Source organism: Luteibacter sp. 22Crub2.1 (assembly GCF_900167995.1).
In the GTDB taxonomy this organism is placed as follows: domain Bacteria; phylum Pseudomonadota; class Gammaproteobacteria; order Xanthomonadales; family Rhodanobacteraceae; genus Luteibacter; species Luteibacter mycovicinus.
This window is the reverse complement of the sequence record NZ_FUYT01000009.1, coordinates 102,389-126,898: the sequence shown is the minus strand read 5'-3', so window position 1 is coordinate 126,898 and position 24,510 is coordinate 102,389. Positions and strand designations below refer to the sequence as shown.

Annotated in this window: 19 protein-coding genes; 10 read left to right on the top strand and 9 right to left on the bottom strand. The window is 63.4% G+C overall.

Translation table 11 applies throughout. From position 1 onward, the window contains the following. The first annotated feature begins 30 nt into the window (after positions 1-30). Both B5X73_RS11270 and B5X73_RS11265 read left to right on the top strand, forming a co-directional pair. Positions 31-2,664, top strand: coding sequence for a M1 family metallopeptidase (locus tag B5X73_RS11270; RefSeq protein ID WP_079521760.1), 2,634 nt, complete (start codon positions 31-33; stop codon positions 2,662-2,664). Positions 2,665-3,024: 360 nt separating this feature from the next. Further along, positions 3,025-7,620: an RHS repeat-associated core domain-containing protein gene (locus tag B5X73_RS11265; RefSeq protein ID WP_079521759.1), complete on the top strand. Its 4,596-nt coding sequence runs from the start codon at positions 3,025-3,027 to the stop codon at positions 7,618-7,620. A gap of 1,486 nt (positions 7,621-9,106) precedes the next feature. On the opposite strand, the gene B5X73_RS11255 is transcribed toward B5X73_RS11265, so the two are convergent. Together B5X73_RS11255 and B5X73_RS11250 are read right to left on the bottom strand one after the other, a co-directional pair. Continuing rightward, the gene (locus B5X73_RS11255; protein WP_079521757.1) at positions 9,107-9,955 is read right to left on the bottom strand and encodes a PfkB family carbohydrate kinase; all 849 of its coding nucleotides are present in this window, start codon (positions 9,953-9,955) and stop codon (positions 9,107-9,109) included. A 3-nt stretch (positions 9,956-9,958) separates the two neighbouring features. Continuing rightward, complete coding sequence (locus B5X73_RS11250) at positions 9,959-11,263, bottom strand: NupC/NupG family nucleoside CNT transporter (protein ID WP_036116018.1); 1,305 nt, start codon at positions 11,261-11,263, stop codon at positions 9,959-9,961. A gap of 128 nt (positions 11,264-11,391) precedes the next feature. Here B5X73_RS11250 and B5X73_RS11245 point away from each other — a divergent pair, with 128 nt between their 5' ends. Further along, positions 11,392-12,021 carry a LysE family transporter gene (locus B5X73_RS11245; protein ID WP_079521756.1) on the top strand — a complete coding sequence of 210 codons (630 nt, stop codon included), beginning with the start codon at positions 11,392-11,394 and terminating at the stop codon, positions 12,019-12,021. 4 nt (positions 12,022-12,025) lie between these two features. Here the strand turns inward: B5X73_RS11245 and B5X73_RS11240 are convergent, their stop codons facing one another. The 3 genes from B5X73_RS11240 to B5X73_RS11230 all read right to left on the bottom strand — a co-directional run bounded on the left by B5X73_RS11240 (position 12,026) and on the right by B5X73_RS11230 (position 15,140). Further along, on the bottom strand, positions 12,026-12,475 hold the full coding sequence (locus B5X73_RS11240; RefSeq protein WP_079521755.1) for a MarR family winged helix-turn-helix transcriptional regulator: 450 nt from the start codon (positions 12,473-12,475) through the stop codon (positions 12,026-12,028). Positions 12,476-12,605: 130 nt separating this feature from the next. After that, positions 12,606-13,373, bottom strand: a complete 768-nt coding sequence (locus tag B5X73_RS11235; protein WP_079521754.1) for an AraC family transcriptional regulator — start codon at positions 13,371-13,373, stop codon at positions 12,606-12,608. A gap of 111 nt (positions 13,374-13,484) precedes the next feature. Further along, positions 13,485-15,140 (bottom strand): alpha-amylase family protein, encoded by a 1,656-nt coding sequence (locus B5X73_RS11230; protein ID WP_079521753.1) that lies wholly within the window; start codon positions 15,138-15,140, stop codon positions 13,485-13,487. A 165-nt stretch (positions 15,141-15,305) separates the two neighbouring features. On the opposite strand from B5X73_RS11230, the gene B5X73_RS11225 reads away from it, so the two are divergent. After that, positions 15,306-16,874 (top strand): alpha-amylase family glycosyl hydrolase, encoded by a 1,569-nt coding sequence (locus B5X73_RS11225; RefSeq protein ID WP_079521752.1) that lies wholly within the window; start codon positions 15,306-15,308, stop codon positions 16,872-16,874. A 37-nt stretch (positions 16,875-16,911) separates the two neighbouring features. Here B5X73_RS11225 and B5X73_RS21025 read toward each other — a convergent pair whose 3' ends face one another. From B5X73_RS21025 to B5X73_RS11215, 3 genes are read right to left on the bottom strand one after another with little or no spacing between them, the layout of a single operon-like run. After that, the gene (locus B5X73_RS21025) at positions 16,912-17,088 is read right to left on the bottom strand and encodes a hypothetical protein (protein ID WP_156108800.1); all 177 of its coding nucleotides are present in this window, start codon (positions 17,086-17,088) and stop codon (positions 16,912-16,914) included. Positions 17,089-17,096: 8 nt separating this feature from the next. Next, positions 17,097-18,083 carry a hypothetical protein gene (locus B5X73_RS11220; protein ID WP_079521751.1) on the bottom strand — a complete coding sequence of 329 codons (987 nt, stop codon included), beginning with the start codon at positions 18,081-18,083 and terminating at the stop codon, positions 17,097-17,099. Positions 18,084-18,143: 60 nt separating this feature from the next. After that, the gene (locus B5X73_RS11215; protein WP_079521750.1) at positions 18,144-18,413 is read right to left on the bottom strand and encodes a hypothetical protein; all 270 of its coding nucleotides are present in this window, start codon (positions 18,411-18,413) and stop codon (positions 18,144-18,146) included. Between the two features lie 102 nt (positions 18,414-18,515). On the opposite strand from B5X73_RS11215, the gene wrbA reads away from it, so the two are divergent. Continuing rightward, positions 18,516-19,115: an NAD(P)H:quinone oxidoreductase gene (wrbA, locus tag B5X73_RS11210; protein WP_079521749.1), complete on the top strand. Its 600-nt coding sequence runs from the start codon at positions 18,516-18,518 to the stop codon at positions 19,113-19,115. Between the two features lie 3 nt (positions 19,116-19,118). On the opposite strand, the gene B5X73_RS11205 is transcribed toward wrbA, so the two are convergent. Next, the gene (locus B5X73_RS11205; protein WP_176167815.1) at positions 19,119-19,679 is read right to left on the bottom strand and encodes a helix-turn-helix transcriptional regulator; all 561 of its coding nucleotides are present in this window, start codon (positions 19,677-19,679) and stop codon (positions 19,119-19,121) included. A gap of 254 nt (positions 19,680-19,933) precedes the next feature. On the opposite strand from B5X73_RS11205, the gene B5X73_RS11200 reads away from it, so the two are divergent. The 5 genes from B5X73_RS11200 to B5X73_RS11180 all read left to right on the top strand — a co-directional run bounded on the left by B5X73_RS11200 (position 19,934) and on the right by B5X73_RS11180 (position 24,370). Then, positions 19,934-21,871 (top strand): PAS domain-containing sensor histidine kinase, encoded by a 1,938-nt coding sequence (locus tag B5X73_RS11200; protein ID WP_079521747.1) that lies wholly within the window; start codon positions 19,934-19,936, stop codon positions 21,869-21,871. After that, positions 21,868-22,512, top strand: a complete 645-nt coding sequence (locus B5X73_RS11195; protein ID WP_079521746.1) for a response regulator transcription factor — start codon at positions 21,868-21,870, stop codon at positions 22,510-22,512. Before B5X73_RS11200 ends, B5X73_RS11195 begins: the two co-directional genes overlap by 4 nt. Positions 22,513-22,576: 64 nt before the next feature. Next, positions 22,577-22,948, top strand: a complete 372-nt coding sequence (locus tag B5X73_RS11190; protein WP_079521745.1) for a response regulator transcription factor — start codon at positions 22,577-22,579, stop codon at positions 22,946-22,948. A 66-nt stretch (positions 22,949-23,014) separates the two neighbouring features. Beyond that, a complete protein-coding gene (locus tag B5X73_RS11185; protein WP_079521744.1) occupies positions 23,015-23,788 on the top strand; it encodes a YdcF family protein in 774 nt (257 codons plus the stop codon). Between the two features lie 60 nt (positions 23,789-23,848). Further along, entirely contained in the window at positions 23,849-24,370 is a 522-nt protein-coding gene (locus B5X73_RS11180; RefSeq protein WP_079521743.1) for a hypothetical protein, read from the top strand. Positions 24,371-24,510 lie beyond the last annotated feature (140 nt).

The following is a 24,510-nucleotide window of genomic DNA, read 5'->3' as shown; positions in this document are numbered from 1 at the left end:
TCGGCGGACCGAATCCAGGGTCTCCCCCGCATGCGCACTCCCCTCGTCAGCGCGATCGCCTTCGCGCTCGCCGGTCTCTCCGCCGTCGTCGCGGCCGCCCCAGCCGCCGACACCAGTTATCTCGCCACCACCCAGCTGCCCCGCAGCGTGCGCCCGTCGCACTACGATGTGGCTGTGGTGCCGCATGCCGACAAGCTCGCCTTCGACGGCAAGGTCGCCATCACGGTCGACGTGCTCGAGCCCACCACGTCGATCACGCTCAACGCGGTGGACATGGCGTTCGCCAACGTCACCTTGGCGCCGGTCAAGGGCAAGGTGACGTTCGCCGCGCCGAAGGTCGCCGTCAATGCCGATGCGCAGACCGCGACCTTTACCTTCGATCACGCCGTACCGGCCGGCAGCTATACGCTGTCGATGGATTACACGGGAAAGATCGGTACGCAGCCCAACGGTCTCTTCGCGATCGATTACGACACCCGGACGTCGGGCAAGAAGCGCGCGCTCTACACGCAGTTCGAAAACTCCGATGCCCGTCGCTTCATTCCTTCGTGGGATGAGCCGGCGTACAAGGCCACCTTCACGCTCACGGCCACGGTGCCGTCGGCCGACATGGCGGTCAACAACATGCCGGTCGCCACGAGCAAAGACGTCGGCAACGGCCTGAAGACGGTGACCTTCGCGCAGACGCCGAAAATGTCGACGTACCTGCTGTTCTTCGGAGTGGGCGAGTTCGATCGCGCCACCACGATGAGCGACGGTGTCGAGATCGGTGTGATCACGCAGAAAGGCCTGACCTCGCAGGCGCAGTTCACGCTCGACTCGGCCAAGGCCGTTCTGCACGAATACAACGGGTATTTCGGCGTGCCGTATCCGCTGCCGAAGCTCGACAATATCGCGTCGCCCGGCCAGAGCCAGTTCTTCGGGGCGATGGAGAACTGGGGTGCGATCTACACGTTCGAATACGCGCTGCTGCTCGACCCGTCGATCTCCACGCAGGCCGACAAGGAAGAAGTGTTCAACACCGCCGCTCACGAGATGGCTCACCAGTGGTTCGGCGATCTCGTCACGATGAACTGGTGGGACGACCTGTGGCTCAACGAAGGCTTCGCATCGTGGATGGCGTCGCGTACTACGGAGCGTCTGCACCCGGAGTGGCACACGAACCTCGACGCGATTTCGATCCGTGAACAGGCGATGGGTCGCGATGCGATCGCCACCACGCACCCGGTGGTGCAGAAGATCGACACGGTCGAACAGGCCAGCCAGGCCTTCGATTCGATCACGTATTCCAAGGGCGAATCCGTGATTCGCATGCTCGAAGCCTATGTCGGTGCCGACACGTGGCAGAAGGGCGTGCAGTCCTATATCAAGGCACATGCGTACCAGAACACGGTGTCGGATGACCTCTGGAAAGAGATCGACGCCGCGGCCGGCAAGCCGGTCAGCACGATCGCGCATGACTTCACGTTGCAGCCGGGTATTCCGCTCGTGCGTGTCGAGTCCGTATCGTGCGCCGCGGGTTCGACCACGCTCAAACTCTCGCAGGGCGAGTTCACCCGTGACCGGCCCGACAAGAAGCCGCTGCTCTGGCACGTGCCGGTGATCGCGAAGACCGTCGGTGGCGCACCGTCCACGACCTTGCTCGAGAACGGCTCGGGCTCCGTCACGGTCGCCGGTTGCGGTCCGGTGCTGGTCAATGCGGGTCAGACCGCTTACTTCCGTACCTTGTATGCACCGGCGCAGTTCACGGCCCTGAAGGATACGTTTACGAAGCTGGATCCCATCGACCAGCTGGGCATTACCTCCGATGTATGGGCGCTCGGCATGGCTGGCCTCCAGCCGGCGTCCGACGTGCTCGACCTGATCAAGGCGACGCCGCTGGATGCCTCGCCCTTCCTCTGGGACGACATCGCCACCGACTTCACCTCGCTGGACAGCTACTTCAAGAACAACGCCAGGGGCCGCGCCGCCCTGCGCAGGTTCGCCAGCGCGCGGCTCTCGCCCAAGCTGGCCCAGGTGGGCTGGGAGGCGAAGGCGGGTGAAGAGGCGCCCGTCGCCAACCTCCGCGCTCACCTGATCGGCAGCCTGGGCAACCTGGGCGATGCGAAGGTGATCGCCGAGGCGCGCCGTCGCTACGAGACGAACGAGGTTCCGCCCGAGTTGCGCAAGACCATCCTTGCCGTGGTCGCGACCAACGCGGACGCCGCGACGTGGGACAAGCTGCACGAACAGGCGAAGGCGGAGAAATCCCCGCTGGTGAAAGATCGCCTGTACGGCCTGCTGGCCGACCCCGTCGACGACGCGCTGGCGCAGCGCGCGCTCGACCTCGCCCTTACCGGCGAAGCCGGCCAGACCAACAGCGCGGCACTCATCTCCGGCGTCTCGCGTCGACATCCGGAACTCGCGTTCGACTTCGCCGTGGCGCACAAGGGTGCCGTGGACAAGCTCGTCGATTCCACGTCCGCGACGCGTTTCTACCCGATGCTGACCGCTGGCTCGTCCGACCTCGCTCTGGCCGACAGGATCAAGGCGTTCGCGGACAAGAGCATCGCCGCCAGCTCGCGCCGCGACACCGACACGGCGATCGCCGGTGTCCGTTACCGCAATCAGGTCCTGACGCAGCGCATCCCTGCCGTGGAAGCGTGGCTCAAGAAAAACGGTTGATCCTCAGCTGAGGGGCGGACCCGCCGGTCGAGAGGCCGGCGGGTTTTTTTGTGTTTCGTATCCGACACGTTTTCGGTTGCTTCAGCCTGCTCTGGTAGAAGGCGACCCTGTTGGCAAAAGAGCGCAACACAAGTCGCACCGGCGGTGCCAGCCTCCTGGACAAGCCTACCGACCGTTTTTAGTCAAGCTCGCATGTGTCGAGATTTAGCCTGACACGCATCGTCCATGTAATCCGAACGCGCGCGCGAATGTGAGCCACGCCCAAAATCCGAAAGAAGCTCGAATTTTTCAGAATCCTTCCATATACCTCGGAGGCACGCCGCCTCTACCGTGCGCCCTCGCCATCACGTCGGGGAAGTCATGTCGCACATTCGTCCATCCAGCAGTAGCCGCCGCAGCATTGCTCTGTCTGTGAACCTCGCACTCCTTTCGGGCGTCGCTCATGCTGCCGAGATTGAGCCAGTGCGGTTTCCCGCATTTCGGGACGGGCACCGTGTGCCTGCGTACTTCGATGAACCCGGAGCTGAGGGTGCCGTCTATCATGACGATGGCCGTTTGGCTAATGATGTCCAGATTGCGGTTGACCGCTATTGTGCGTCGAGGCCCACTTTACCTACGTGTGCCCTCACAAGCGCCGTGCCTCGAGAGAAGGCGGGTGCCCAAGGTAAGAACAGCGCATATTCCATACTCGACATCACGATCGATACATCGGTGTCGCAGGATAAGCCAAGCGAAACCGTGATAAGCGGCGGGATCGAACTGGTGCGGTCTTGCCCTTCAGACGCGATGCTTGTTACAGACTATGGTAGTTATATGGAGAACAGGGACGTCTCAAGCGCCCGGGGACCCGTCGCCTGCATCTCGCCAGAAACACTTCCGAAGACGACATCTCTGGGCATGCCAAAGGAGACTGGCGCCAATCAGTGTCCGATCGGCAACAGTCCTACCGTTGGCAATCCGATCAACCCGCTTACGATGAGCAAAATCGAGACCGGGCTTGATTACGATGGCCCGGCGACGTCGGGTCTCATATTTGCGCGGACCTACCATAGCGGTGCCTTCTCTCTCAATTCCAACCTGGGAAAGGTTGCCGCACGCTATCCTGCCGGTGCTCGTATAGGGGCCCGCTGGAGACACACTTACGACAGGACCTTTGTCCGTCGTCCATATTTTGACGAGAGCGGTTACGTGTACACCACGGCCCTGCATCTGGTTCGCGAAGACGGTAGCGAGACCAGGTTCGTCCGCAAGGGCAAGACGTATGTTCCTGACCAGGGTGAGCGGGGTACCTTGCGAGAAGATCCGGACGGCGGCTGGGCGTATACGTTGCCGGATCTTACGGTGGAGCATTACGACGATAAGGGGCGACTGAAGTCCAGAGTCGACACGAACGGAAACACAATCGTTCTTCACTACGACGAGATCACTGTAGGCATTGGCCCCAAGGTCACAGTCCTTGTCCGCGTTAGCGACCGTCAGGGACGTGAACTCAAGCTGGGCTATGACCGGTTAGGTCGTGTTGAAACGCTGGATACACCGGACGGGCGCATCAGCTATGACTACAGCGGTGGAATTCTCGACGGCCTGGAAGCCGATCTGGTCAAAGTGGCCTATCCTGATGGCCGGACGGTTCGTTATGCATATGATGAATCCGGGATGGGCGGTTCGCGAAACCATAAGCTGACCGGCATCCTGGGGAGCGACGGAAAGCGCTTCGCTACGTTCCGCTACGACGGGATGAACCGGGCGATCAGTTCTTCTCACGGGGACAATACGGAACTGACGGAGCTGCGCACCAGTAGCGCTTCTGAGATCAGCGTCTCGCGCCCTGGACTCAGGGATGAATCTTGGGGCGTCCGTTATGTCGATGGCAATATCAGGCTCGGGCAGCGATCAGAATACTATCGCGGCAATAAGGTGGTTCGCGGGTTCGACTATCTGAGTGGCGGGCTGGTGTCCCGCGACACGGATTACCTCGGCATTCCCACGACCCATCGATACGATCCCGCTCGTCAGCTGGAAACCGAGCGCACGGAGGCAGAAGGTACTTCCGTTGCGCGAACGATAAAGACCACTTGGCATCCCCTGTTTGACAAGCCCATTCGTGTCGATAATGGCGCGCAGTGGACGGTCCTCGAATACGACGTGAAAGGTAATTTGCTGAAGCAGCGGGAAGGCGGGCTGGCGGATGCGGCGAGTAAGGCCGGGGCATGGCCGGATGAGCGCGTCACCGAGTACAGCTATGACGCCGCCGGGCGCGTTCTCACGGTGGACGGTCCTCTGGCAGGAATCGACGATGTCACGCGCTACACGTATCGCAAGGCTGACGCGACGGGCTGCGGTGGTTCGACCTGTGCATGGCGTCAGGGCGACCTGGAATCGATCACGAATCCGGCTGGTCATAAGGTGACTGTGCTTGCTTACGATAACGCGGGCCGCGTCGCATCGAGCGTCGATGCCAATGGCGTCCGGACGGATCGACTCTTTGACGGGATGGGGAGGCCGACAGAAGTCTCGCTTCGCGCTCGGGCGGATGGCGCGCCATCGGCGGAAGATATAACGACGCGTGTCTCGTATGGGGCAAATGGCGACGTGGACACGATCACCGACCCCGACGGGGCTACGTTGAAGCACGCCTACAACGCTGCGCATCGTCTGGTAGAGCAGATCGATGCCATCGGTCAGGTGCGTCGGATTGAGCGTAATCCCCAGGGCCTGATCGCAAAGGACGTGTTCTTGGGTGTCGATGGAAACGAAGAGCTGGAGCGTAAGTACACTTACGACAATCGAGGTGTACCGGAGGAAATACGATACTCGGGCCTGCCGTTCTTCTTTGATGCCGATGCAAATGGTCGACTCATTCGTAAGTATGGCTCCGTCCACGGCCCGATACTTCATCGCGACGCGAGAGGTCGCGTCGATCTCGTGACGCAAGACCCAGGCGAGATCAACGCCAAAACCTACCTTACTTATGACGGTACGGATCAGGTAAAGACGGTCGTCGATCCCAAGGGTCTGTCGACCGCTTACCTGCGCAATGGACTGGGAGACCTGCTTTGGCGCCGCAGCCCAGACACTGGGGATACCTCGTTTGAGCATGATGCGGCTGGTCAGCCTGTCCACGAGACGCCAGCTGACCAGCGACGGATCGATCGTGCTTACGATGCATTGGGCCGTGTAACGTCAGTGGCATACAGCGACGGTGCTAAGACGCGCTTTACGTACGACACTCCGGCGGAACTTTGCCCGGCGGGCGCGACCTTCACGATTGGCCACCTCAGTTCAGTCACCGACCGTGACGGTACGACCACATTCTGCTACGACTTCGCAGGTCGGGTCGTACAGAAAACTCAGGTGACGCACGGGGTGCGGCTTGAACTTCAATATGGCTATACCAAGGCGGGCCGTCTGGCTTCGATCATCTACCCGGATGGTCGAATGGTTACCTATGCTCGCGATAAGGCGGGAAACGTCACCGGCGTGGACACGCGCGGTATCGATTCGGTCCAGCAATCGGTCGCCAGCACTGTGCGCCACGATTCGCTTGGGAGGTTAACCGCATGGACAGCCGGGTCGCGCACGCTTGCTCGCACGTATAACGGACTCGGCGCAGTGACTCTGGCTCGCGATTCGAAGCCCGGCGGGATTGATGTGGCAGTCGACTACACGAATGGCGACGTTGACCAGGTCACCGTGGGGAAAGCAGTGGTGTACATCGAGATGGACGACGCATCACGTCTCTCGTCCGCCGGTGGGGCCTTTCTTACCCCCGAGCATCCAGAGGGCGTCATGCACCAGTACGTCTACGATAAGACGGGGAATCGTACTAAGTGGTGGACCATTCCGTTCACGAATCGCAGCTTTGTATACGCGCCCGATAGTCACCGACTCATCACCGGGAACAAGATTGCGCGTAGCTACGACGCTGTCGGAAATACCACAAAGATCGGTGATCGACAGTTTATCTATGACGCATCCGGGCGAATGAGCCAGGCGCTTGTCAATGGCGTACCGGAAATGAACTATGCCTATAACCCGTTCGGTCGACAGGTCGGTCGTTATGTGGCGGGCGAGATGACTGTGTCACTTCATGACGAAGCAGGGCATTGGATAGGAGATTACGACGGTTCCGGTCGCGCTATTCGGCAGATCGTATGGCTGGATAATCTTCCGGTCGCCGTGCTCGATGGAGGTGCGATTCGGGATATCCAGACCGATCACCTGGGAACGCCTCGCGTCGTGATCGACCGCGCGACGGACAAGGCTGTCTGGACCTGGTCCATTCTTGGTGAGGCCTTCGGGAGCGATGCGCCCAATGAGGATCCTGATAAAGACGGCGCGAAGTACGTTTTCGATATGCGCTTTCCCGGTCAGCGCTATGACGCCGTAACGGGTCTCTTCCAGAATGGCTGGCGCGACTACGATCCTACGAGCGGTCGGTACGTGCAGAGTGATCCTGTTGGACTCACGGCGGGGATTTCGACGTATGCCTATGCTGAAAGCGGCCCGTACGACCGGACCGATCCAGCCGGGTTATGGGCCCTCGGATTTGAACTCTATGCTGGCGTTGGCGGCGGAGTGAATGTCGCGTGGTCGCAAGGCAAGCTGGAGTTCACCGGGAAGGTTGGTGTGGGTATTGGAGGAGGGGCGTCATGGGACCCAGAAGGCACACCATCGAAGCATGCAAAGGACTGTGGCTCTGGCTTGATCGCGAGAACTACGCTGAATGCCTCTGCGGGTTTCGGCGCGGGGCCGATATCTGCACAGGGTTCTTTCACGGCTGCAACAGAGAATGTATTTGATCCGTCTCCTAAGCGCTTTGTGGGCGACTGGGGAAGCCGCGGCTACCGCTCTCAGATCGTTCCCACGATTGGCATGGATAATGGTTTCAAGAAGGTTGGTGTCCGTTTCGGAGTATCACTGAGTGCAGAGGCCGGGAGCTACTCAAATTGGTGACGCTTCCTGGACGGCGAATAAAGCGTTTCCTCACGTGGTCACTTGCCGCGGGGTCAGTGTCAATGCTCATTCTCTGGATGGTGTCTCTTTTTGATTGTTCATTGAGAGCCGCGAAAAGCGCCATCGTGAAGAGTGAAGTCGTTGCGAGCGCGTGCGGACAAGTTTCGATCCAAAACATTAAATCTGTAGAGTCGGTCGAATACACAGATTCGTCTACAGGTGCACTGCGGATTGACTATACGGCGATTGTACGTACTGACTTTTGCCTCGGGCGAGTGAAGGTTTCCGTGAACAAAGTGGCCGGCAGAGATCAAACGCGCGAGTCATCTGTCGTGACCATTGTTGACGCCAAATCTCCCAAGTCTGAGTAGTGACCCGATTTTGAGTCCAATTCTCGTGCCCGAATCGGCCATGTTCTCTAGCGGGACGTTGGTATTGATTAGCAATGTTTATCTAGCCAGCACAATTATCCCTTTGTTGGCTGCGAAGTTGTTGCGTGCTCTTAAGATGGAGTTGGGTGAATCGACCACATTTAATCTGGCGATGATCGCATTCGCGTTGACGTGCCTCACATCAATGGGTGGGCTAGCTGCCGTTCTGTGATCGCCTTCAATGGGCGTAAAAATCATATGCTCATATGCAGTGTGTTATTCCGTAGTCCTTAAGCAAGTCATCGATCCGTTGATTGCGGTGATCGCGCTCGCGGTGGTTGGGCTTGTGTTGTGCGGATTTCTGGCACTTGCGAGGGCTGCCGCCATGATCTTCATCAGTGTGCGTAAGTCTCTGTCAAATATCTCTGGGTAAGGTTCGACAAGTTACTAGCGCCATAAAATCTTCGGGAGCATCTTCTGGGCGAGCTCATTCGGCGCTCTCGAAGCGCGGGTTGGATCGCTCAGAATTTCGTAGACCACTTGGATCCACAATTTTTGGTAATCAAAGATGTCGTTACTATTGGCAAGCTTTATATGGAGCCTCCCGTGAGGAGTCGCATCGTCGACTCTGCTCGACAGGATATGGTCGATTTTTACCTCTCGGGGTTGGTCGACGAAGCTGCGATGCAGAATTTCTTGTCTCTATGTCCACCTTTGGTGATAGCGCCATCCAAGACTAAAAAACGTCGTGATATGGCTGGTTCACGAAGCGATGAGGAGCCAACCTGTGCGAGTTGAGCGAGCTTCAGCATTTCTCGGGGGGCGATATGCCTTCCCTGCATGCGTTACCAGCTTCGTCACGGCTGCGTGTGTGGCTGGCTTCGAAGTCCACGTCGGAGCCCCGTCGAAAGAAGATGGCGAGTGGTTTCTCGACATTGAGAAAGAAGAAGTCAGCGAGACTGTTTCCTGGCATAAGGGAACAGGATTTGGCTTCTGCACTTGTGATCGCGGCTATGGCGATATGCCCTGCGGATTCGACATGGATGCCGAGAGCGCGCTACTGCGGCTTAAAGGGCTGCTCAAGCAGCGAGCGGTCGCTAGCAAACGCAGGGAAATCAAGCCGCGCAGGCGGCCATCAACGCATCCCGAAAACACGGCGCATCCACCAACCGCGCCGCCAGCGTCCCCTTGAACGCATCCCCGGTGCCACAGGTCGGCACGCGGTAAAGATCCGCCTGATCGCCATAACGATCGCTGCCGTGCGACACCAGGCAGCTCTTGTCCAGCGACACCACCACGGTACCCGCGCAAAGGCGCCGGGCGAGGGCGTTGATCGTCGTGTCGTCCATGCCGGTCACCGCACTCGCGGTGATGTCGATCGACAGAAACCGTCCGCAGCACCGCGCGAATTCATGCAGGCTCAGCAGGAGGATATCGGTGCTGGCGAATTCGCGTACCGACAGACCCGGCGGCAGCGGGCCCGGATCGAGAATACGGATGAGCCGGTGCTCGCCCGCGAGGTCCAGCGTCGCGGCAATGGTGTCGATATTGGCTTCGGTCGAAGCCAGCAGGATCTTCGCGCCTTCGAACAGATCCGTCTGCGCCGCGACGAACGCCATCGACAGATGGTCATTGGCGCCCGACGACAGCGCGGACAAGGTCTGGCCTTTCGCATCGACAATGAGCGCCGTACGCCCGGTGCGCACACCGGTCGTCGACTGCCAGCGCGCATCGACCAGCGGCGGAAGCCCCGAGGGATCGATGACGTCGTCACCAATGGCGGCGATCAGTCCCGTCGACACACCGGCCTGCGACGCGGCGACGGCCTGGTGAAAGGCCTTGCCGCCCGGACGACGCTCGAAGCTGTCGGCATAGGCAGGCTCGCCAGAGCGGGGAAGGGCTGGCGTCTGCCAGCGCTCTTCCTCGCTGTAACCGCCGACAACGAGCAAGCGTACCGACGACACGCCTCAGAATCGCTCGAGCACGCCGGCGATGGTCGCCGTCATGAACGTGGCGATGGAACCACCCAGCACGGCGCGCAGGCCGAGGCGGGCAAGGTCGCCGCGACGATTCGGGGCGAGGCCACCGATGCCGCCGATCTGAATGGCGATGGACGAGAAGTTGGCGAAACCGCACAGCGCGTACGTCGCGATGAGGCGGCTCTCCGGCAGCAGGTCCGGCAGGTGCTTCGCCAGATCCGCATAGGCCACGAATTCGTTGATGACCACCTTCTGGCCGATGAAGCTGCCGACCAGGGTCGCGTCCTGCCAGGGCACGCCGATCAGCCAGGCGACCGGGGAGAGCACCCAGCCGAAGATGGTCTCGAGGCTGAGCTTGATCTCGTGGCCGCTGTGAACGGTCAGCCAGGTGTTGAGGCTGTGGTCGCCGCCGACCGTGCCGAGCCACTGCACCGGGCCGTTGACCAGGGCGATCAGGGCGATGAAGGCGAGCAGCATGGCGCCGACGTTCATGGCCAGCTTGAGGCCGTCGCCCGCGCCGGTGGCCGCCGCGTCGATGACGTTCGCGGTGGTTTTCTCGACGTCGATCTTGACCGTGCCGCGGGTGAGCGGCTCCTGGGTCTCGGGGACCAGGATCTTGGCCAGCACCATGGTGGCCGGGGCGGCCATCACGCTGGCGGTCAGCAGATGCTTCGCATAGAACATGCGCTGCGCCGGATCGTCGCCGCCGAGCATCGCCACGTAGGCGGCCATGACGGAGCCGGCGATGTGCGCCATGCCGCCGATCATGACGGTCATCAGCTCCGCCTGGGTCATCCGCTCGATGTACGGCTTGATGGTCAGCGGGGCTTCGGTCTGGCCGATGAAGACGCTGGCGCAGACGCTGGTGGTCTCGGCGCCGGACACGCGCATCACCTTGGTGATCACCCAGGCCATGCCCTTGACGATCTGCTGCATCACGCCGATGTGGTACAGGATGCCGGTGAGGGCGGCGAAGAAGACGATGGTGGGCAGCACCTTGACGGCGAAGATCACGCCGAACTTTGAGCTGTCCAGCAGGCTGCCGAAGATGAAGCGCGAGCCGACGTCGACGTAATCGAGCAGATGCACGAAGCCCGTGGCGATCGCGTCGAACACGTCGCGACCCAGCGGCACCTTGAGCACGATGGCGGCGAAGGCGATCTGCAGGGCGACGCCGGTGGCGACCAGCTTCCAGTCGACCACACGCTTGTTATTCGAAAAGCAGAAAGCGATGCCGATGAGCACCGCCAACCCGAACAGGCCAAACAAAACGTGGCCGAACAGACCCAGCATCGCGACTTACCCCTATGAAGGCCGGGGGTAGCCCCGTGACCGCTTGTAAAAACGCGAGGTTACGGGAGGTGGTCTCGTGGGGCAAGGTACAGTGCGAAATTGGGGTGAAGACGGGTAATCTCCGAGGCATGAATCTGTTTCTCACCATCGCGATCGTGCAGATCGTCGCCCTGCTCACGCCGGGGCCCGATTTTTTCTTCGTCTCCCAGCTCGCCGCCAGTCGTTCGCGGCGTGAGGCCTTTGCCGGTGTCATCGGCATTGCCCTCGGGGTGGCGGTATGGGCCGCACTGGCCTTGCTCGGCCTGCAACTGCTCCTGCACCGGCTGGCGTGGCTGGAACGGGGCATCGCCATTCTCGGCGGCGCTTATCTGTGCTGGATGGGTCTGCAGATGCTGCGCGCGTCGTGGAAGGCGGCTCCTGACGCCGCCGTGCCCGTGGTCGATGTCCGTGGTTCCAGCCCCGGGCGGGCCCTCATGCGCGGCCTGGCGACCAATCTGGCCAACCCCAAGGCCGCCGTGTACTTCGCGTCGATCTTCTCCGCCTTCGTGGGCGATGGCATGAGTGGCGCGGCGCGGTGGGGCCTCTGGGCGATGGTGACGGCCGAGACCGTGCTGTGGTTCGGGCTGGTGGCGGCGATCTTCGCGATGCCCGCCATGCGCCGGGCCTACGTGCGGGCCGGCCGCTGGATCGACGGCGGTGCGGGCGCGATCTTCACCGCCTTCGGCCTGCACCTTGTCTGGGCGGGCGTCAGGCGCTGACGTCTCAGGACGGACGTTCCAGGTTTTTCGTCACCTGAGCCAGGCTTTCGGCCAGGACAGCCAGATCCGGATGACCGACGCCCTCCAGCGCCGTGCGGGCGAGGTCGGCGATCAGGGCGCGAACCCGCTCCGCCATGCGCTTGCCCGCCACCGTCAGCACGATATTGACCAGCCGGCGGTCGGCCTCGTTGCGGTCGCGCCGCAGCAGGCCGCGCTCGATGCAGGCGTCCACGGCATGGGTGACGGTACTGGCGTTGACCCCGCAGGCGCCCGCCAGTTCGGTGGAGATCATGCTGCCGCGCGTAGCCATCAACAGCAGCATGTCGCTCTGTAATGCCGTGATGCCGAACTCGCGCTGGGCGCGCCGGCCCACGGCGTCGCGAAGCCGGGAGCCGGCCAGCATCAGGTGCCGCCCCAGATCCACGGCGGTGGGCGTGTCGTTGCGGCCGCTCATGGGCGGATGGATCGCACGGTCATGATGAAGTGTCCTTCCTTCTGCCCGGCGCAAGGATACTCATGGAATGACGCCATGGATTGACTGAAACCGCATGTGTTTGTCGATTCCGTCCGGAGGCGGCGCGGAGTCAGTCGACGTTCCGGCGCCACGCGCCCGGCGGCATGCCTACCGTCCGGGTGAATACCCGGGTGAAGTGGCTCTGCTCGGCGAAGCCACAGGCCAGGGCGATGTCGGCCAGCGACATGGCGGTCGCCCGCAGCAACTCCCGTGCGCGGTCGATACGGCGGTCCAGCAGCCAGCGGTGGGGCGGCTTGCCCAGGCTCCGGCGGAAAGCGCGCGAGAAATGATTGACCGAAAGCCCGCAGGCTTCGGCGACGGCGGATACCGGGAACGACTGGTCGAGGCGCTCTTCCATGAAGGCGGTGGCGCGTCGTTCCTGCCAGCCGGCCAGGCCGCCGCGCGGGGCGCCGGCTTCGGCTCGCGGGCCGGCGCAGGGCAGAATGGCGCGCAACGCCAGCGCGACATGCGCCAGCAGAGGAGCGTTCGGCGCCTCGGCACGGAGCCCGTCAAACAGTACCTGCGCGAGCGTGCTCACCGCGGGCGGGTGACCGTGGGGTATCGCTCCATCGGTCTGGCGGCGGAACAGGATCGCTCCACCGCTCTCGGTATCGGCGGGGCGGGCGGGGCGGTAGATGAGCAGCAGGTCGTCATCCTGGCCGTCATCGGCGTCGATATGGATCTCGGTCAGCTGGTCGCGGTTGCGCAGATCGTCGACACGTCCGCGTGCCGCCGACGCGCCACGATGTTCGAGGGCAGCCGAACGGCGCACCGGGTCCACGATGATCGTGGCGGTACGTGGAAGACGGCTGGCGGTGACAGATTCGGCGCGATACATGGCCGATCCCCTTCGATATCGGATGGCCACCCAAGGATTGCGCACGCAAGGACCGCCTCCCTACCCCCATTAGAGGTAGCCCTTCATTTTTCATAAGCGCGCCGGTGATTTTCAGACGCCGTCGACTTCCTTGCGCTTGAGGATGTAGCCCAGTCCGCCCTCGCGGAACCACCGGTAACCGTATGGCTCGAGCAGGATCCGATGGCGGCCGTTCGGGTCCTGCTCGCTGTGATCGTCCGACAGCAGGTTGGTCAGGCGATCGTCCAGCGGGAACACCGCCTCGCACGGCGCGTCCGACAGGTTGTGCAGGAACATCACGCTGTTGCCCCGCCATGTGTAACGGATCATCAGGATCGCGTCGTCATCCAGCGGCATGACCTCGAAGTCACCCCACGACACCTCCAGCACCTCCTTGCGCATGCGAATGACGCGTTCCATCCAGTTGAGCAGGGAGCCGGGGTCGCGGCGCTGCTCGGCGACATTGACGTGCGGGTAGCCGAAGGGCCCGTCGCTGATGACCTTGCCGACGGCACGCTTCGCGTCGGTGAACCCGGCAAGCCGTTCCGTCGACCATTGCATCGGCGTGCGCGCGCACTCGCGCTCGGGCAACGAAAGATCGTCGCCCATGCCGATCTCGTCGCCATAGCGGATGACCGGCGTGCCGGGGAGCGTGAGCATCAGCGAGTAAGCGAGCTCGAGCCGGCGACGGTCGTTGCGCAACATCGGCGCCAGGCGTCGGCGGATGCCGCGGTCATAAAGCTGCATGTCCTTGTCGGGACCGAACTCGGCGAAGACCCGCGCCTGCTGCGCCTTCGTCAACCGGCCCAGATCGAGCTCGTCGTGATTGCGCAGGAACAGCGCCCACTGACCGGTCGACGGCCGCGGTTTGGTTTTTTCCAGCGCCTTGACCAGGGGGCGCACATCCGCCGCCGCCAGCGCGTAAAACAGATTCTGGTTGACCTGGAAGTTGAACATCATCTGCAGACGGTCGCCGTCGTCGCCGAAATACTCCAGGTCGTCCTTGGGCAGCACGTTGGCTTCGGCAAGGATGATGGCGTCGCCCTGCCGCCACTGCAGCAGTTCGCGGAAGGAACGCAGCATGTCGAACTGCTCCTTCGGCTTCTTGACGTCGGCGCCCTTGGTGGCGATGACGAAGGGCACCGCGTCCATCCGGAAGCCCGACACACCCAGCTGCGTCCAGAAACCCATGATTTTAAGGATCTCGGCCTGTACATACGGGTTGGCGGTGTTGAGGTCGGGCTGGAAATCGTAGAAGCGGTGGAAGTACCAGGCCTTCGCGCGCTTGTCATAGGTCCAGGTGCTCTTCTGCACTCCCGGGAAGACCATGCCCTCATCCGCGGTGGCCGGCTTCGTCTTCGACCAGACATACCAGTCGCGGTACTTCGACGAGGGGTCGCGGCAGGCCTCGCGAAACCACGGGTGTTTGTCCGAGGTGTGGTTCACCACGAGATCGATCAGCACGCGCATGCCGCGTTGCCGCGCCGCATGGGTGAACTCGACGAAGTCGCCCAGCGTGCCGTAGCGCGGATCCACGTTGTAATAGTCGGCGATGTCGTAACCGCCGTCGCGCAACGGCGAGGTCTGGAAGGGCATCAGCCAGACGGCGGTCACGCCCAACCCCTGCAGGTAATCCAGTCGCCGGCTCAGACCCTGAAAGTCGCCGATGCCGTCGCCGTTGGAGTCCTGGAAACTGCCCACGGACAGGCAGTAGATCACGGCGTTTTTGTACCAGAGGTCGTTGATCATGACGGCACTCGCGGCTTCGGGTTCGCGAGAGCGTACGGGGGGACGTGTGAAGGCGTTTCCTACACAACGGATTGGCGAGGCTCAGCCATCGCCGACAGCCAGCCTGCTGGCGGCGCTCCCGCCCCGCTGGGGGCAACCCTGTTAGCGATGCTCCGAGGAAACCGCATGCCCGATCGTTCATGGTGGCGCAACGGCGTCATCTACCAGGTGTACCCCCGCTCGTTCGCCGATGCCAACGGCGACGGCATCGGCGATCTCGACGGCCTCCGCGGCAAACTCCCTTATCTTGCCGACCTCGGTATCGATGCCATCTGGATCTCGCCGATGTATCCCTCGCCCATGGCCGATTTCGGCTACGACGTGAGTGATTACCGCGGCGTGGACCCGCTGTTCGGCGACATCGAACGGATGGATGCGGTCATCGCCGACGCCCATGCGCTGGGCCTGAAGATCATCCTCGATTTCGTACCCAATCACAGCTCGGATGAGCATCCCTGGTTTCGTGAAAGCCGGCGTTCGCGCGACAGCGCGTTCCGTGACTGGTATCTCTGGCGCGACCCCGCGCCCGACGGCGGTCCACCGAACAACTGGCTGTCGAACTTCGGCGGCAGTGCGTGGACCTTCGATGAAGGCACGGGCCAGTACTACCTGCATCTCTTCCTCGACAAGCAGCCCGATCTCAACTGGCGACACCCCGCGCTGCGCGAGGCCATGTTCGAGTCGATGCGGTTCTGGCTGCGGCGTGGTGTGGACGGCTTCCGCGTCGACGTGCTTTACCACGTGATGAAGGACGCCGAATTCCGCGACAATCCTCTCAATCCGGCCTACCGCGACGGTATCGATTCCGAGGCCAACCGTTTTCTGCCGACCCATATCGCGGACCTGTCCGAAACGATGGACGTGGTCGCGGCGATGCGCGCCGTCGTCGATGAGTTTCCCGACCGCGTACTGATCGGCGAGTTGTACCTTCCGCTGGAACGCATCGTCGCCTACTACGGCGACCGGTTGCAGGGCGCGAATCTGCCCTTCAATTTTCTGCTGATCGGCGCCGCGTGGGACGCGCGCACCATCGGGTCGCTGGTGGAGCGTTACGAAGCGGCCTTGCCTCCCGGTGGCTGGCCGAACTGGGTGCTCGGCAATCACGATAAGCCGCGTATCGCTTCGCGCGTCGGCGACGCGCAGGCGCGTGTCGCGGCGATGCTCCTTCTGACGCTGCGCGGTACCCCGACGCTCTATTACGGCGACGAGATCGGTATGCGTGACGTAGCCATTCCGCGCGCCGAGGTCCGTGATCCGTTCGAGATCAACGAGCCGGACAAGGGGCTTGGCCGGGACCCGCAGCGGACCCCGATGCGCTGGACGCCGGCACCCGGGGCGGGTTTTACCGACGGCACACCATGGCTTCGGCTCGGCGACGACGTCGCAAGCCGCAATGTGGAAACCGAGGCTGCCGATCCCTCGTCGATCTGGTCGTTGTATCGATCGCTGCTGTGGATGCGACGCGCCTCACGCGCATTGAGCATCGGCAGTGTCCGCATTCTCGGTGTCAGCGATCAGGCGCTGGCGTATGAGCGAGTCGATGGCGACGAGCGCATCGTGGTGTGCCTGAACTTCACGGAGGTTCCAGCCGTTCTTCCGATCGACGAGCCCGCCGGCCGCGCCGTGCTGTCGACCTATGGCGATATCCGGCAAGGTCCGTTGCGTCCCTCGGAGGGGCGTATCTACCTCTCGTGACCGAAGGGTGTCCCGCCGTCCATACGGGCAGTGCGCGTCACATCACCCAGCGCAGGATCGCCGCGACGATGGCTATCAGAGCGGCGACCACGACCACATGTCGCAGGTACGCGCCGCCCGACACGCCACCGTCGTAACTGGCGTCGTCGAATTCATGCGATGCGTCGTGCGGGTGTCGCACGAAGGGGAGGCGGAAGCGTCGTTTTCGGGCCATGCGGCATCTTAGCCGTTACCGACCCGGGAGGTGTTCTTCAGTTCCTCGAGAATCTCCGGGCCGCGTACGTCGATATGGTCGAGATTGTTGACGTAGAAGCGGACGAACGGTTTTTCGGCATCCTTCGGCATCCAGGGCTTCGCCCAGACGAAGACCACGCAATAGCCATCGGCCTCGGCGATGAGCTTGTCGAGGCGCGCCCGAAGCAGCTTGCGCACGGGATAGGCGTCGATGTCCTTCGCGGTGAGCGTGATGGTCGGGCGCAGTTCCTGGTCGTCGTGCCGGAAGGGGCGCGAGAAGCGGAGGTAGTACCCGCCTTCCCGGGTGGCCCGCAGCGATGCCGTGCCCCACCAGACCGCACGGGTTCCGGTCAGCTCGACGGCTTTCTGGCGAAAGACGTTGCGGAACAGCGCCTCGTAGGTGGTGGTCTCTCCACCGATCTCCACTTCGGCCTCGGCGAGGTCTTTGTCGCGACGGTGCTCGAGGAATTTCTGGACGAGCGAGGAGAGGCGATAGTAGTGGCTGGGGCGGGGGGTGACGCCGGGGCGTGGGCCACGGGGCGTCGCGCCCGCTGCCGCGGGATCGCCGGCGGGGCTGGCGCCTGCGAGAGCATCGCCCGCGGCGCTGGCGCCTGCACGGGTCGCGGCGCTTTCCGCGGATGGGGCGGTGACGGCGGGGAGGCGGCGGAAATGATCGGCGGGGCGTTCGGCCTCGAAGATGTCGGGGCGTTTTTCTTTTTTCGTCTCGTTCGCCGGGTGGGCGACTTCGCAGGTCGCCGCGTGATCTTCGATGCGACGTGAGCGGAAATAGGGGCGAATGCGCAGGTTCTGTTCGGCTTTGTCGAGGCAGGCGCAGATCAGCTGGGCGGTGCAGGCGTGGCCCACGCAGAAAAAGGTGGGCGCGTCGCCGAGCAGGTCGGCCCAGTAGAGCTCGTAGGCGCGCTCGGCGGTCAGTGGCTCGTGGCGGCTGGGGGTGGTCGCTTCTTCGATCGACACGGTCGTGGTCCGGCGTCCCTGGTTGGGCCCACTTTAGCGCGAGGTGGTTCCGCCAGCCTCCTAAAACGCCCCGAACCCGTGCGGTACTTCAAGGCCGAGATCCCGCCGCACACCTCGCAGAAACGCGAGCACCTCCTCATACCTTCCGGAAGCGACCAATGCTTCGGCGGTCTCCCGACCCAGCACACCGATCGGATCCTCGCGATACCACGCGATGCGGGCATCTTCGTCGGGCTCGAGCCGGGCCGCTTCACGCAGCACCTGCCACGCGTGGGACTTGCGCGCGGGGCCCGGCGCGGAGCGGATATCGACAATGCGTGCGTACGACATGCGACTAACCTCGATGCGTTGGCGGGACGTCGCCGATACGCGGCGTAAACGCCAGCGTGCCTACCTTTTCATTCCCGATGCTTTCAAAAGAGGAGATCCACCGTGGCGAAAGTCCTCGTTCTTTATTACTCCACGTACGGTCATGTCGAAAAAATGGCCCATGCCGTGGCCGAAGGCGCCCGTGAAGCCGGTGCCCACGTCGACATCAAGCGCGTGCCGGAAACCGTGCCCGAAGACGTGGCGCGCAACGCCCATTTCAAGCTCGACCAGCCCGCGCCCATCGCCCGCGTGGATGAGCTGGAGTCGTACGACGCCATCATCATCGGCACGGGTACCCGGTACGGCCGGATCACCTCGCAGATGGCCGCGTTCCTCGACCAGACCGGCCCGCTCTGGGCACGTGGCGCGCTCAACGGCAAAGTCGGCGGCGCGTTCGCGTCCACGGCGTCCCAGCATGGCGGTCAGGAAACGACCTTGTTCTCGATCATTACCAATCTGTTGCACCTGGGCATGATTCCCGTGGGCCTTCCCTACAGCTTCCAGGGCCAGCTGAAACTGGACGAGGTGACCGGCGGCAGTCCCTACGGTGCTACGACCCTCGCCGCGAGCGACGGTTCCCGTCAGCCGAGCGAAAACGAACTGGCCGGCGCACGTTTCCAGGGCAAGCACATCGCCGAAGTGGCCGCAAAACTTTTCGGCTGAGGGTCAGGCTTCCTGCCAGCGCGACCGCCGCCAGTGGCTCGGGCTCTGCCCGACCAGGCGGCGGAACAGGTTGCACAGATGCGCCTGGTCGGAGAGACCGCAGGCCAGCGCGATCTGGCTGAGCGGCTCGCGGGTCTGCAGCATCAGGCTCTGCGCCCGTTCGACGCGGCGACGCATGATGTACGCATGCGGCGGATCGCCAAAGGTGTCCTTGAAGGCGCGACAGAAATAACTGCTCGACAGACCGGCGATGCCCGCGAGCTGATCGATGGTGATCGGAAAGCCAAGGTTGTCGTTCACATGGGCGGAGACGCGCCTTGCCTGCCACGGTGCGAGACCCGCACCGACGCGGCGACGAACCACCGGGTCCGGCGGCACGGTCTGAGCGGCCGGACGGGCCTTCTCCTCACGTTCCAGGAGGGCGGCCACCTGGGCGACGCAGGCACGGGTCGTGGCCAGATCGGTTTCGACAGCGGTCAGGGCCTGCTCGAGCAGGTGGGCGACGGACGGATCGACGGCGCGGAGGCTGGCGGTCCCGGCGAAGGCTTCGGTCTCAAATCGCATCGTAGGCTCCATGTCGAACGTGGCATGGGCCATTCGCCCACCCTGACAGCCTAGGCGCGAAGTGGGGGTCGACAGAATTCTACATTCGGTCGTACGGTCCCATACCAAAGGGTTAACCGATCGACACGTGCGCTTTCTTGTAGCGGTTGTGCCGTAACGGTCAAAAACCATCACCGGCGTGCAAGACGTCCTGACCCCGTTCGGACACGATCGCGGCCGAATCTGTCTACGTCGCCAGGCCAGAACCCGAGCCCATGTCCCTGAACAGGCCTTTGCACAGTCGTGCCTACGCCGCCGTCGCGCAGCCGCGCAGGGGCGCGGCCGCGCTGCTGGTAGTCGCGGGAGCGTCACTGGCCCTGTGCGTCTTCCTCGTCGACAGCTTCACTTCGCTGCAGGGGGCCGTCGCGGTCGTGTACCTCGTGGTGGTGCTGCTCATGGCCGCCACGGGCAGTCGTCGCGCCATCATCGGCTCGGCGGTGGCCTGCATGCTCCTGACCACGCTGGCCTTCCTGCGTGTGCATGGGGTGCCGACGCTGGAACCGGCCATGCGCTGCGCCGTCAGCCTCGCCGCCATTGCGACCACGGCCGTGCTGGCCCTGCGCAACCGCGAACGCATGGTGACGATCGCGGGACAGGCTCGGCTGATCGAGCTGACCCACGACTCCATCTTCGTCCGCGACATGGACGACGTGATCGTGCTCTGGAACGCGGGTGCCGAGCAGCTCTACGGCTGGACCGCGAATGAGGCGCTGGGCCGCCGGGCGAGCGAACTGCTGGCCACCGCGTTCGCCGGCGATCGAGTCAAGGCCGACGCCGCGCTGTTCCGGGACGGCCGCTGGGAGGGCGAACTGATCCAGGAGCATCGCGAGGGCCGCGTGGTCATCGTCTCCGTGCGCTGCGCCCTGCTGCGCGACGAGCGCGGTGCGCCGCGCATGATCCTCGAGGCGGGCACCGACGTGACCGCGCGCCGCGCCGCGGACGCGGCGCTGGTGGACAGTGAACGTCGCTACCGGGGCATCTTCGACACCGCCCGCTTTTCACTCTGGGAAGAGGATTACACCCTGGTAGTGGAGCGTCTCGCCGAACTGCGCGAGCAGGGCGTCGTCGAGCTGGCCTCCTACCTGGAGGCCCATCCGGAATTCATCAGGGAAGCCGCCGGTCTGGTGCGCGTCACCGATATCAACGAGGCGACGCTGCGCATGCTGGGTGCGCATAGCCGCGACCAGCTGATCGGTCCGCTCGACCGGTTTCTGCCCGCTACCGATCGCACGTTCGGCCAGGTCCTGCTCACCGTCCTGGAGGGCAATGGACTGGCCGAAGGCGAAACGCACATGGTCAACCTCAAGGGCGAGCGCCTGACGGTGCTCTTCGCCCTGAGCATGCCGCTCGGTACCTCGCGCTATGACCGCGTGCTGGTCAGCGTCGTGGATATCAGCGACCGCAAGCGCGCCGAGCGGGCGCTGATCTCGATGCAGGCCGAGCTGGCGCAGGCCGCGCGCGTCACGGCGCTGGGTGAGATGAGTGCGTCGATTGCCCACGAGGTGAACCAGCCGCTCGGTGCCATCGTCACGCTCGGGGAGGCTGCTCTTCGCTGGTTGCGGCGCCCCGAACCCGACCTCACCGAAGCCTGCGACGCCATCGAGCGCGTGGTGCATGACGCACGACGCGCCGGTGAAGTGGTGCACCGCGTCCGCAGTCTGGCCAGCAAGGAACCGCGACAGCACGTGCACTTCGATCTCGGCGCGCTGATTAATGAGAGCGCGCGGCTGCTCGAGGGTGAACTGACCCAGCACCACATCGTGCTCGAGGTGGACATCGCGCGCGACGCGCCCATGCCGCGCGGCGATCGCGTGCAGCTGCAGCAGGTTGTGGTGAACCTGATGGGCAACGCCATCCGCGCCATGTCCGCCGTGTACCGGCCACGCGTCCTGCTGATCCGCGGGCGGGCGTCCGCCGAGGGCCTGCTGGTGGAGGTCGAGGACACCGGCACGGGTATTCCCGAGCACATCGCCCCCCACCTGTTCGACGCCTTCGTGACCACGCGCGGTGGCGGCATGGGCATGGGGCTTGCCATTTGCCGCACGACCGTCGAGTCTCATGGCGGGCGCCTGTGGGCGACCAACCGCTCCGAGGGGGGAGCGATTTTCCATTTCACGTTGCCCGTCGCAGTAGCCGAGGAGGTTCGCGCATGACCCGCTTGCCCGTGGCCAACGCCGCGCGGACCCCTATCGTCTGCATCGTCGACGACGATGCCTCGATCCGCGAGGCCTTGTCGTCCCTGTTCCGCTCCGTCGGCCTCACCGTCGCCGCCTTCGGCAGCGCCGCCGATTTCCTCGCCCGCGACAACGCGGATGCGCCGGGCTGCCTGGTGCTCGACGTGCGTCTGCCCGGTGTCAGCGGACTGGACTTCCAGACCCAGCTGCTGGCGATGGAAAACCCCCTGCCGATCGTCTTCATGACTGGCTACGGCGATATTCCGATGTCGGTGCGTGCGATGAAAGCCGGCGCGCTCGACTTCCTGGCCAAGCCGTTCCGCGACCAGGACATGCTGGACGCCGTGACCAACGCGATCGAGCGGGATGCCTCGGGCCGTCGCGATGCCGATGCCCTGCACACGCTGCGTCAGGCGTACGCGTCGCTGACGCCGCGCGAGCGTGAGGTCATGGGGCACGTGACCACGGGCCTGATGAACAAGCAGGTGGGCGCCTTGCTGGGTCTGTCCGAGATTACGGTGAAGATCCACCGCGGCAACGTGATGCGCAAGATGGCGGCACGATCGTTGGCGGAACTGGTCAAGATGTCCGAAGCGCTGGGTGCACACACCTCCGTATGATTCCCACTGGCTGCGCGCGGGCGCACTGTAGCCAGCGTCACTCAGCGCCCCGGAGGGTTCCAGCTTGGCCGGAAACAGGATCGTCGCGATCGTGGATGACGACGAAGCGGTGCGTCTCGCCACCGTGAGTCTGGTCCGCGCGCTGGGGCACGAAGCGCGTGGGTTCGCCTCGGCGGAGGATTTTCTCCGGCCCGGCGGCGACGACGGGGTCGACTGTCTCGTGACCGATGTCCACATGCCCGGCATCGACGGCACCGTGTTGCAGCGTCGTCTCCTGGAGCGGGGCAGGACCTACCCCATCGTCTTCGTATCCGGCTTTCAGGACGACCACGTACGCGACAGCGTCATGGCCGCCGGCGCCTTCTGCTACCTCGGCAAACCCTTCGTCGGCGACACCCTCGTCACCTGTCTCGAAAAAGCTCTCGGCGTCCCGTAGGAGCGCGCCCCGCGCGCGAGGTACTTGCGGTCACAATTGTTACCGGCCTTTGCTACGCTCGGCCCCATGACCCTGACCCTCTTCCTGCTCCTCCTCGTCATCGCCCTCGTGCTGATGCGTTTTCGCCGGCGCCTTAGCGGCCGCGTCTTCATGCTGCTGGCGATCGTGTGGCTGTTCTTCGCCGGCTGCGGCCCTTTGACCGGCATGCTGTTGAGCAACCTGCAGTCCGGCTATGCGCCCGACGTCAGCCAGTGGGGCCAGCGCAACGTCATCATCCTGCTCGGTGCGGGGACCGTCCGTAGCGGGGCAGGGGCGATCGAGCCGAGCCTCTACGCCAACGGACGCATCCTGCGCGCCGCCGAGTTGTATCGCGCGTGCAAGGCGACGGGTGCGGACTGCAAGGTCGCGGTCAGCGGCGGCGATGCGATGCACCTGAAACAGGCGGAAGCCGACGTTTATGCGATCAGCCTGGATCGCCTCGGCGTTCCGCGTGCGGATCTCATGCTCGAAGCGCAGAGCATGAACACCTTCCAGAACGCCCAGTTCAGTAAGCCCCTGCTGGTGTCCTACGGCGCGGACAAGGTGGTGCTCGTCTCGTCGGCGGTGCACCTGCGTCGGGCGATGCTCTATTTTTCCCATTTCGCCATTCACGGCGAACCGGTCCGTGGCGATTACGTGACCGCCCGCTACGACTGGCTGCCGACGTCGGAAAATCTGTCGTTCGCCGACTTTGCGATCCACGAATACGTCGGGGTCTGGCGCTATCGCCTCTACAACGTCATGGGCTGGAACGCGCCGAAGATTCCTGAAGAAAACGCAACGCCGCCGACGCATACGTAACATCCGGCGCCTTAAGCTGTTTTACCGTCCAGCACGAACCCGTACCTGAAGGAGTTGCCCGTGAAGTCTCGCTATATCCTTGCCGCGCTGCTGGCGACCGCCTCGGTGGTCCCCGTTTCCACGTTCGCCCAGGAAGCCGCTCCGGCGCCCGCGGCCAACCCGGCTTCGCAGATCCCGGCTGCCGACAAGCAGGCCATCCAGAACTACGACCTCAACGACGACGTGTTCAACCGCATCGTCAAGGTCTCGCAGGAAGCCAAGGCGCAGGGCATCAAGCCAAAGGACGCGAAGACGGATTTCTCGAAGATCCATTCGCTCGACGATCTGGCCGCCCAGGTGACCAATGCGGATCCGCGGATCGCGCCGCTGATCAAGAAATACGATTTCACCCCGCGTGAGTTCCTGCTGGCGAACCTCGCCGTCACCAATGCGGCCATCGCCTCGGAAGCCAAGAGCAACCCGCAGATGTCCGCGTATGTCGACCAGAAGAAGGTCAACCAGAAGAACGTGGCTTTCTACGAAGCGCACAAGAGCCAGATCAACGCGCTGATGAACGAAGACGACGCCGGTTCTTCGCAGTAACGGTTGGCTTCGGCCTCGGGGCTGCAACGCCGCTCCGAGGCGAGGGACCGAGGCTAGGGACCGAGGCAAGGGAGTCGTCGGCTGCCATTCTTGTCGCTAGGTCCTCCTCCGGCCTTCGCCTACGTGCGGAAGCGCTCCAA

Excerpts from the sequence above, each read along its gene's own strand:
- B5X73_RS11245 (WP_079521756.1), top strand. The coding sequence starts at position 11,392 with ATGAATCTGTTTCTCACCATCGCGATCGTGCAGATCGTCGCCCTGCTC.
- B5X73_RS11225 (WP_079521752.1), top strand. The coding sequence starts at position 15,306 with ATGCCCGATCGTTCATGGTGGCGCAACGGCGTCATCTACCAGGTGTAC.
- B5X73_RS11265 (WP_079521759.1), top strand. The coding sequence starts at position 3,025 with ATGTCGCACATTCGTCCATCCAGCAGTAGCCGCCGCAGCATTGCTCTG.
- B5X73_RS11270 (WP_079521760.1), top strand. The coding sequence starts at position 31 with ATGCGCACTCCCCTCGTCAGCGCGATCGCCTTCGCGCTCGCCGGTCTC.
- B5X73_RS11205 (WP_176167815.1), bottom strand. The coding sequence starts at position 19,679 with ATGCGATTTGAGACCGAAGCCTTCGCCGGGACCGCCAGCCTCCGCGCC.
- B5X73_RS11230 (WP_079521753.1), bottom strand. The coding sequence starts at position 15,140 with ATGATCAACGACCTCTGGTACAAAAACGCCGTGATCTACTGCCTGTCC.
- B5X73_RS11195 (WP_079521746.1), top strand. The coding sequence starts at position 21,868 with ATGACCCGCTTGCCCGTGGCCAACGCCGCGCGGACCCCTATCGTCTGC.
- B5X73_RS11215 (WP_079521750.1), bottom strand. The coding sequence starts at position 18,413 with ATGTCGTACGCACGCATTGTCGATATCCGCTCCGCGCCGGGCCCCGCG.
- B5X73_RS21025 (WP_156108800.1), bottom strand. The coding sequence starts at position 17,088 with ATGGCCCGAAAACGACGCTTCCGCCTCCCCTTCGTGCGACACCCGCAC.
- B5X73_RS11200 (WP_079521747.1), top strand. The coding sequence starts at position 19,934 with ATGTCCCTGAACAGGCCTTTGCACAGTCGTGCCTACGCCGCCGTCGCG.
- B5X73_RS11235 (WP_079521754.1), bottom strand. The coding sequence starts at position 13,373 with ATGTATCGCGCCGAATCTGTCACCGCCAGCCGTCTTCCACGTACCGCC.
- B5X73_RS11250 (WP_036116018.1), bottom strand. The coding sequence starts at position 11,263 with ATGCTGGGTCTGTTCGGCCACGTTTTGTTTGGCCTGTTCGGGTTGGCG.
- B5X73_RS11240 (WP_079521755.1), bottom strand. The coding sequence starts at position 12,475 with ATGAGCGGCCGCAACGACACGCCCACCGCCGTGGATCTGGGGCGGCAC.
- B5X73_RS11185 (WP_079521744.1), top strand. The coding sequence starts at position 23,015 with ATGACCCTGACCCTCTTCCTGCTCCTCCTCGTCATCGCCCTCGTGCTG.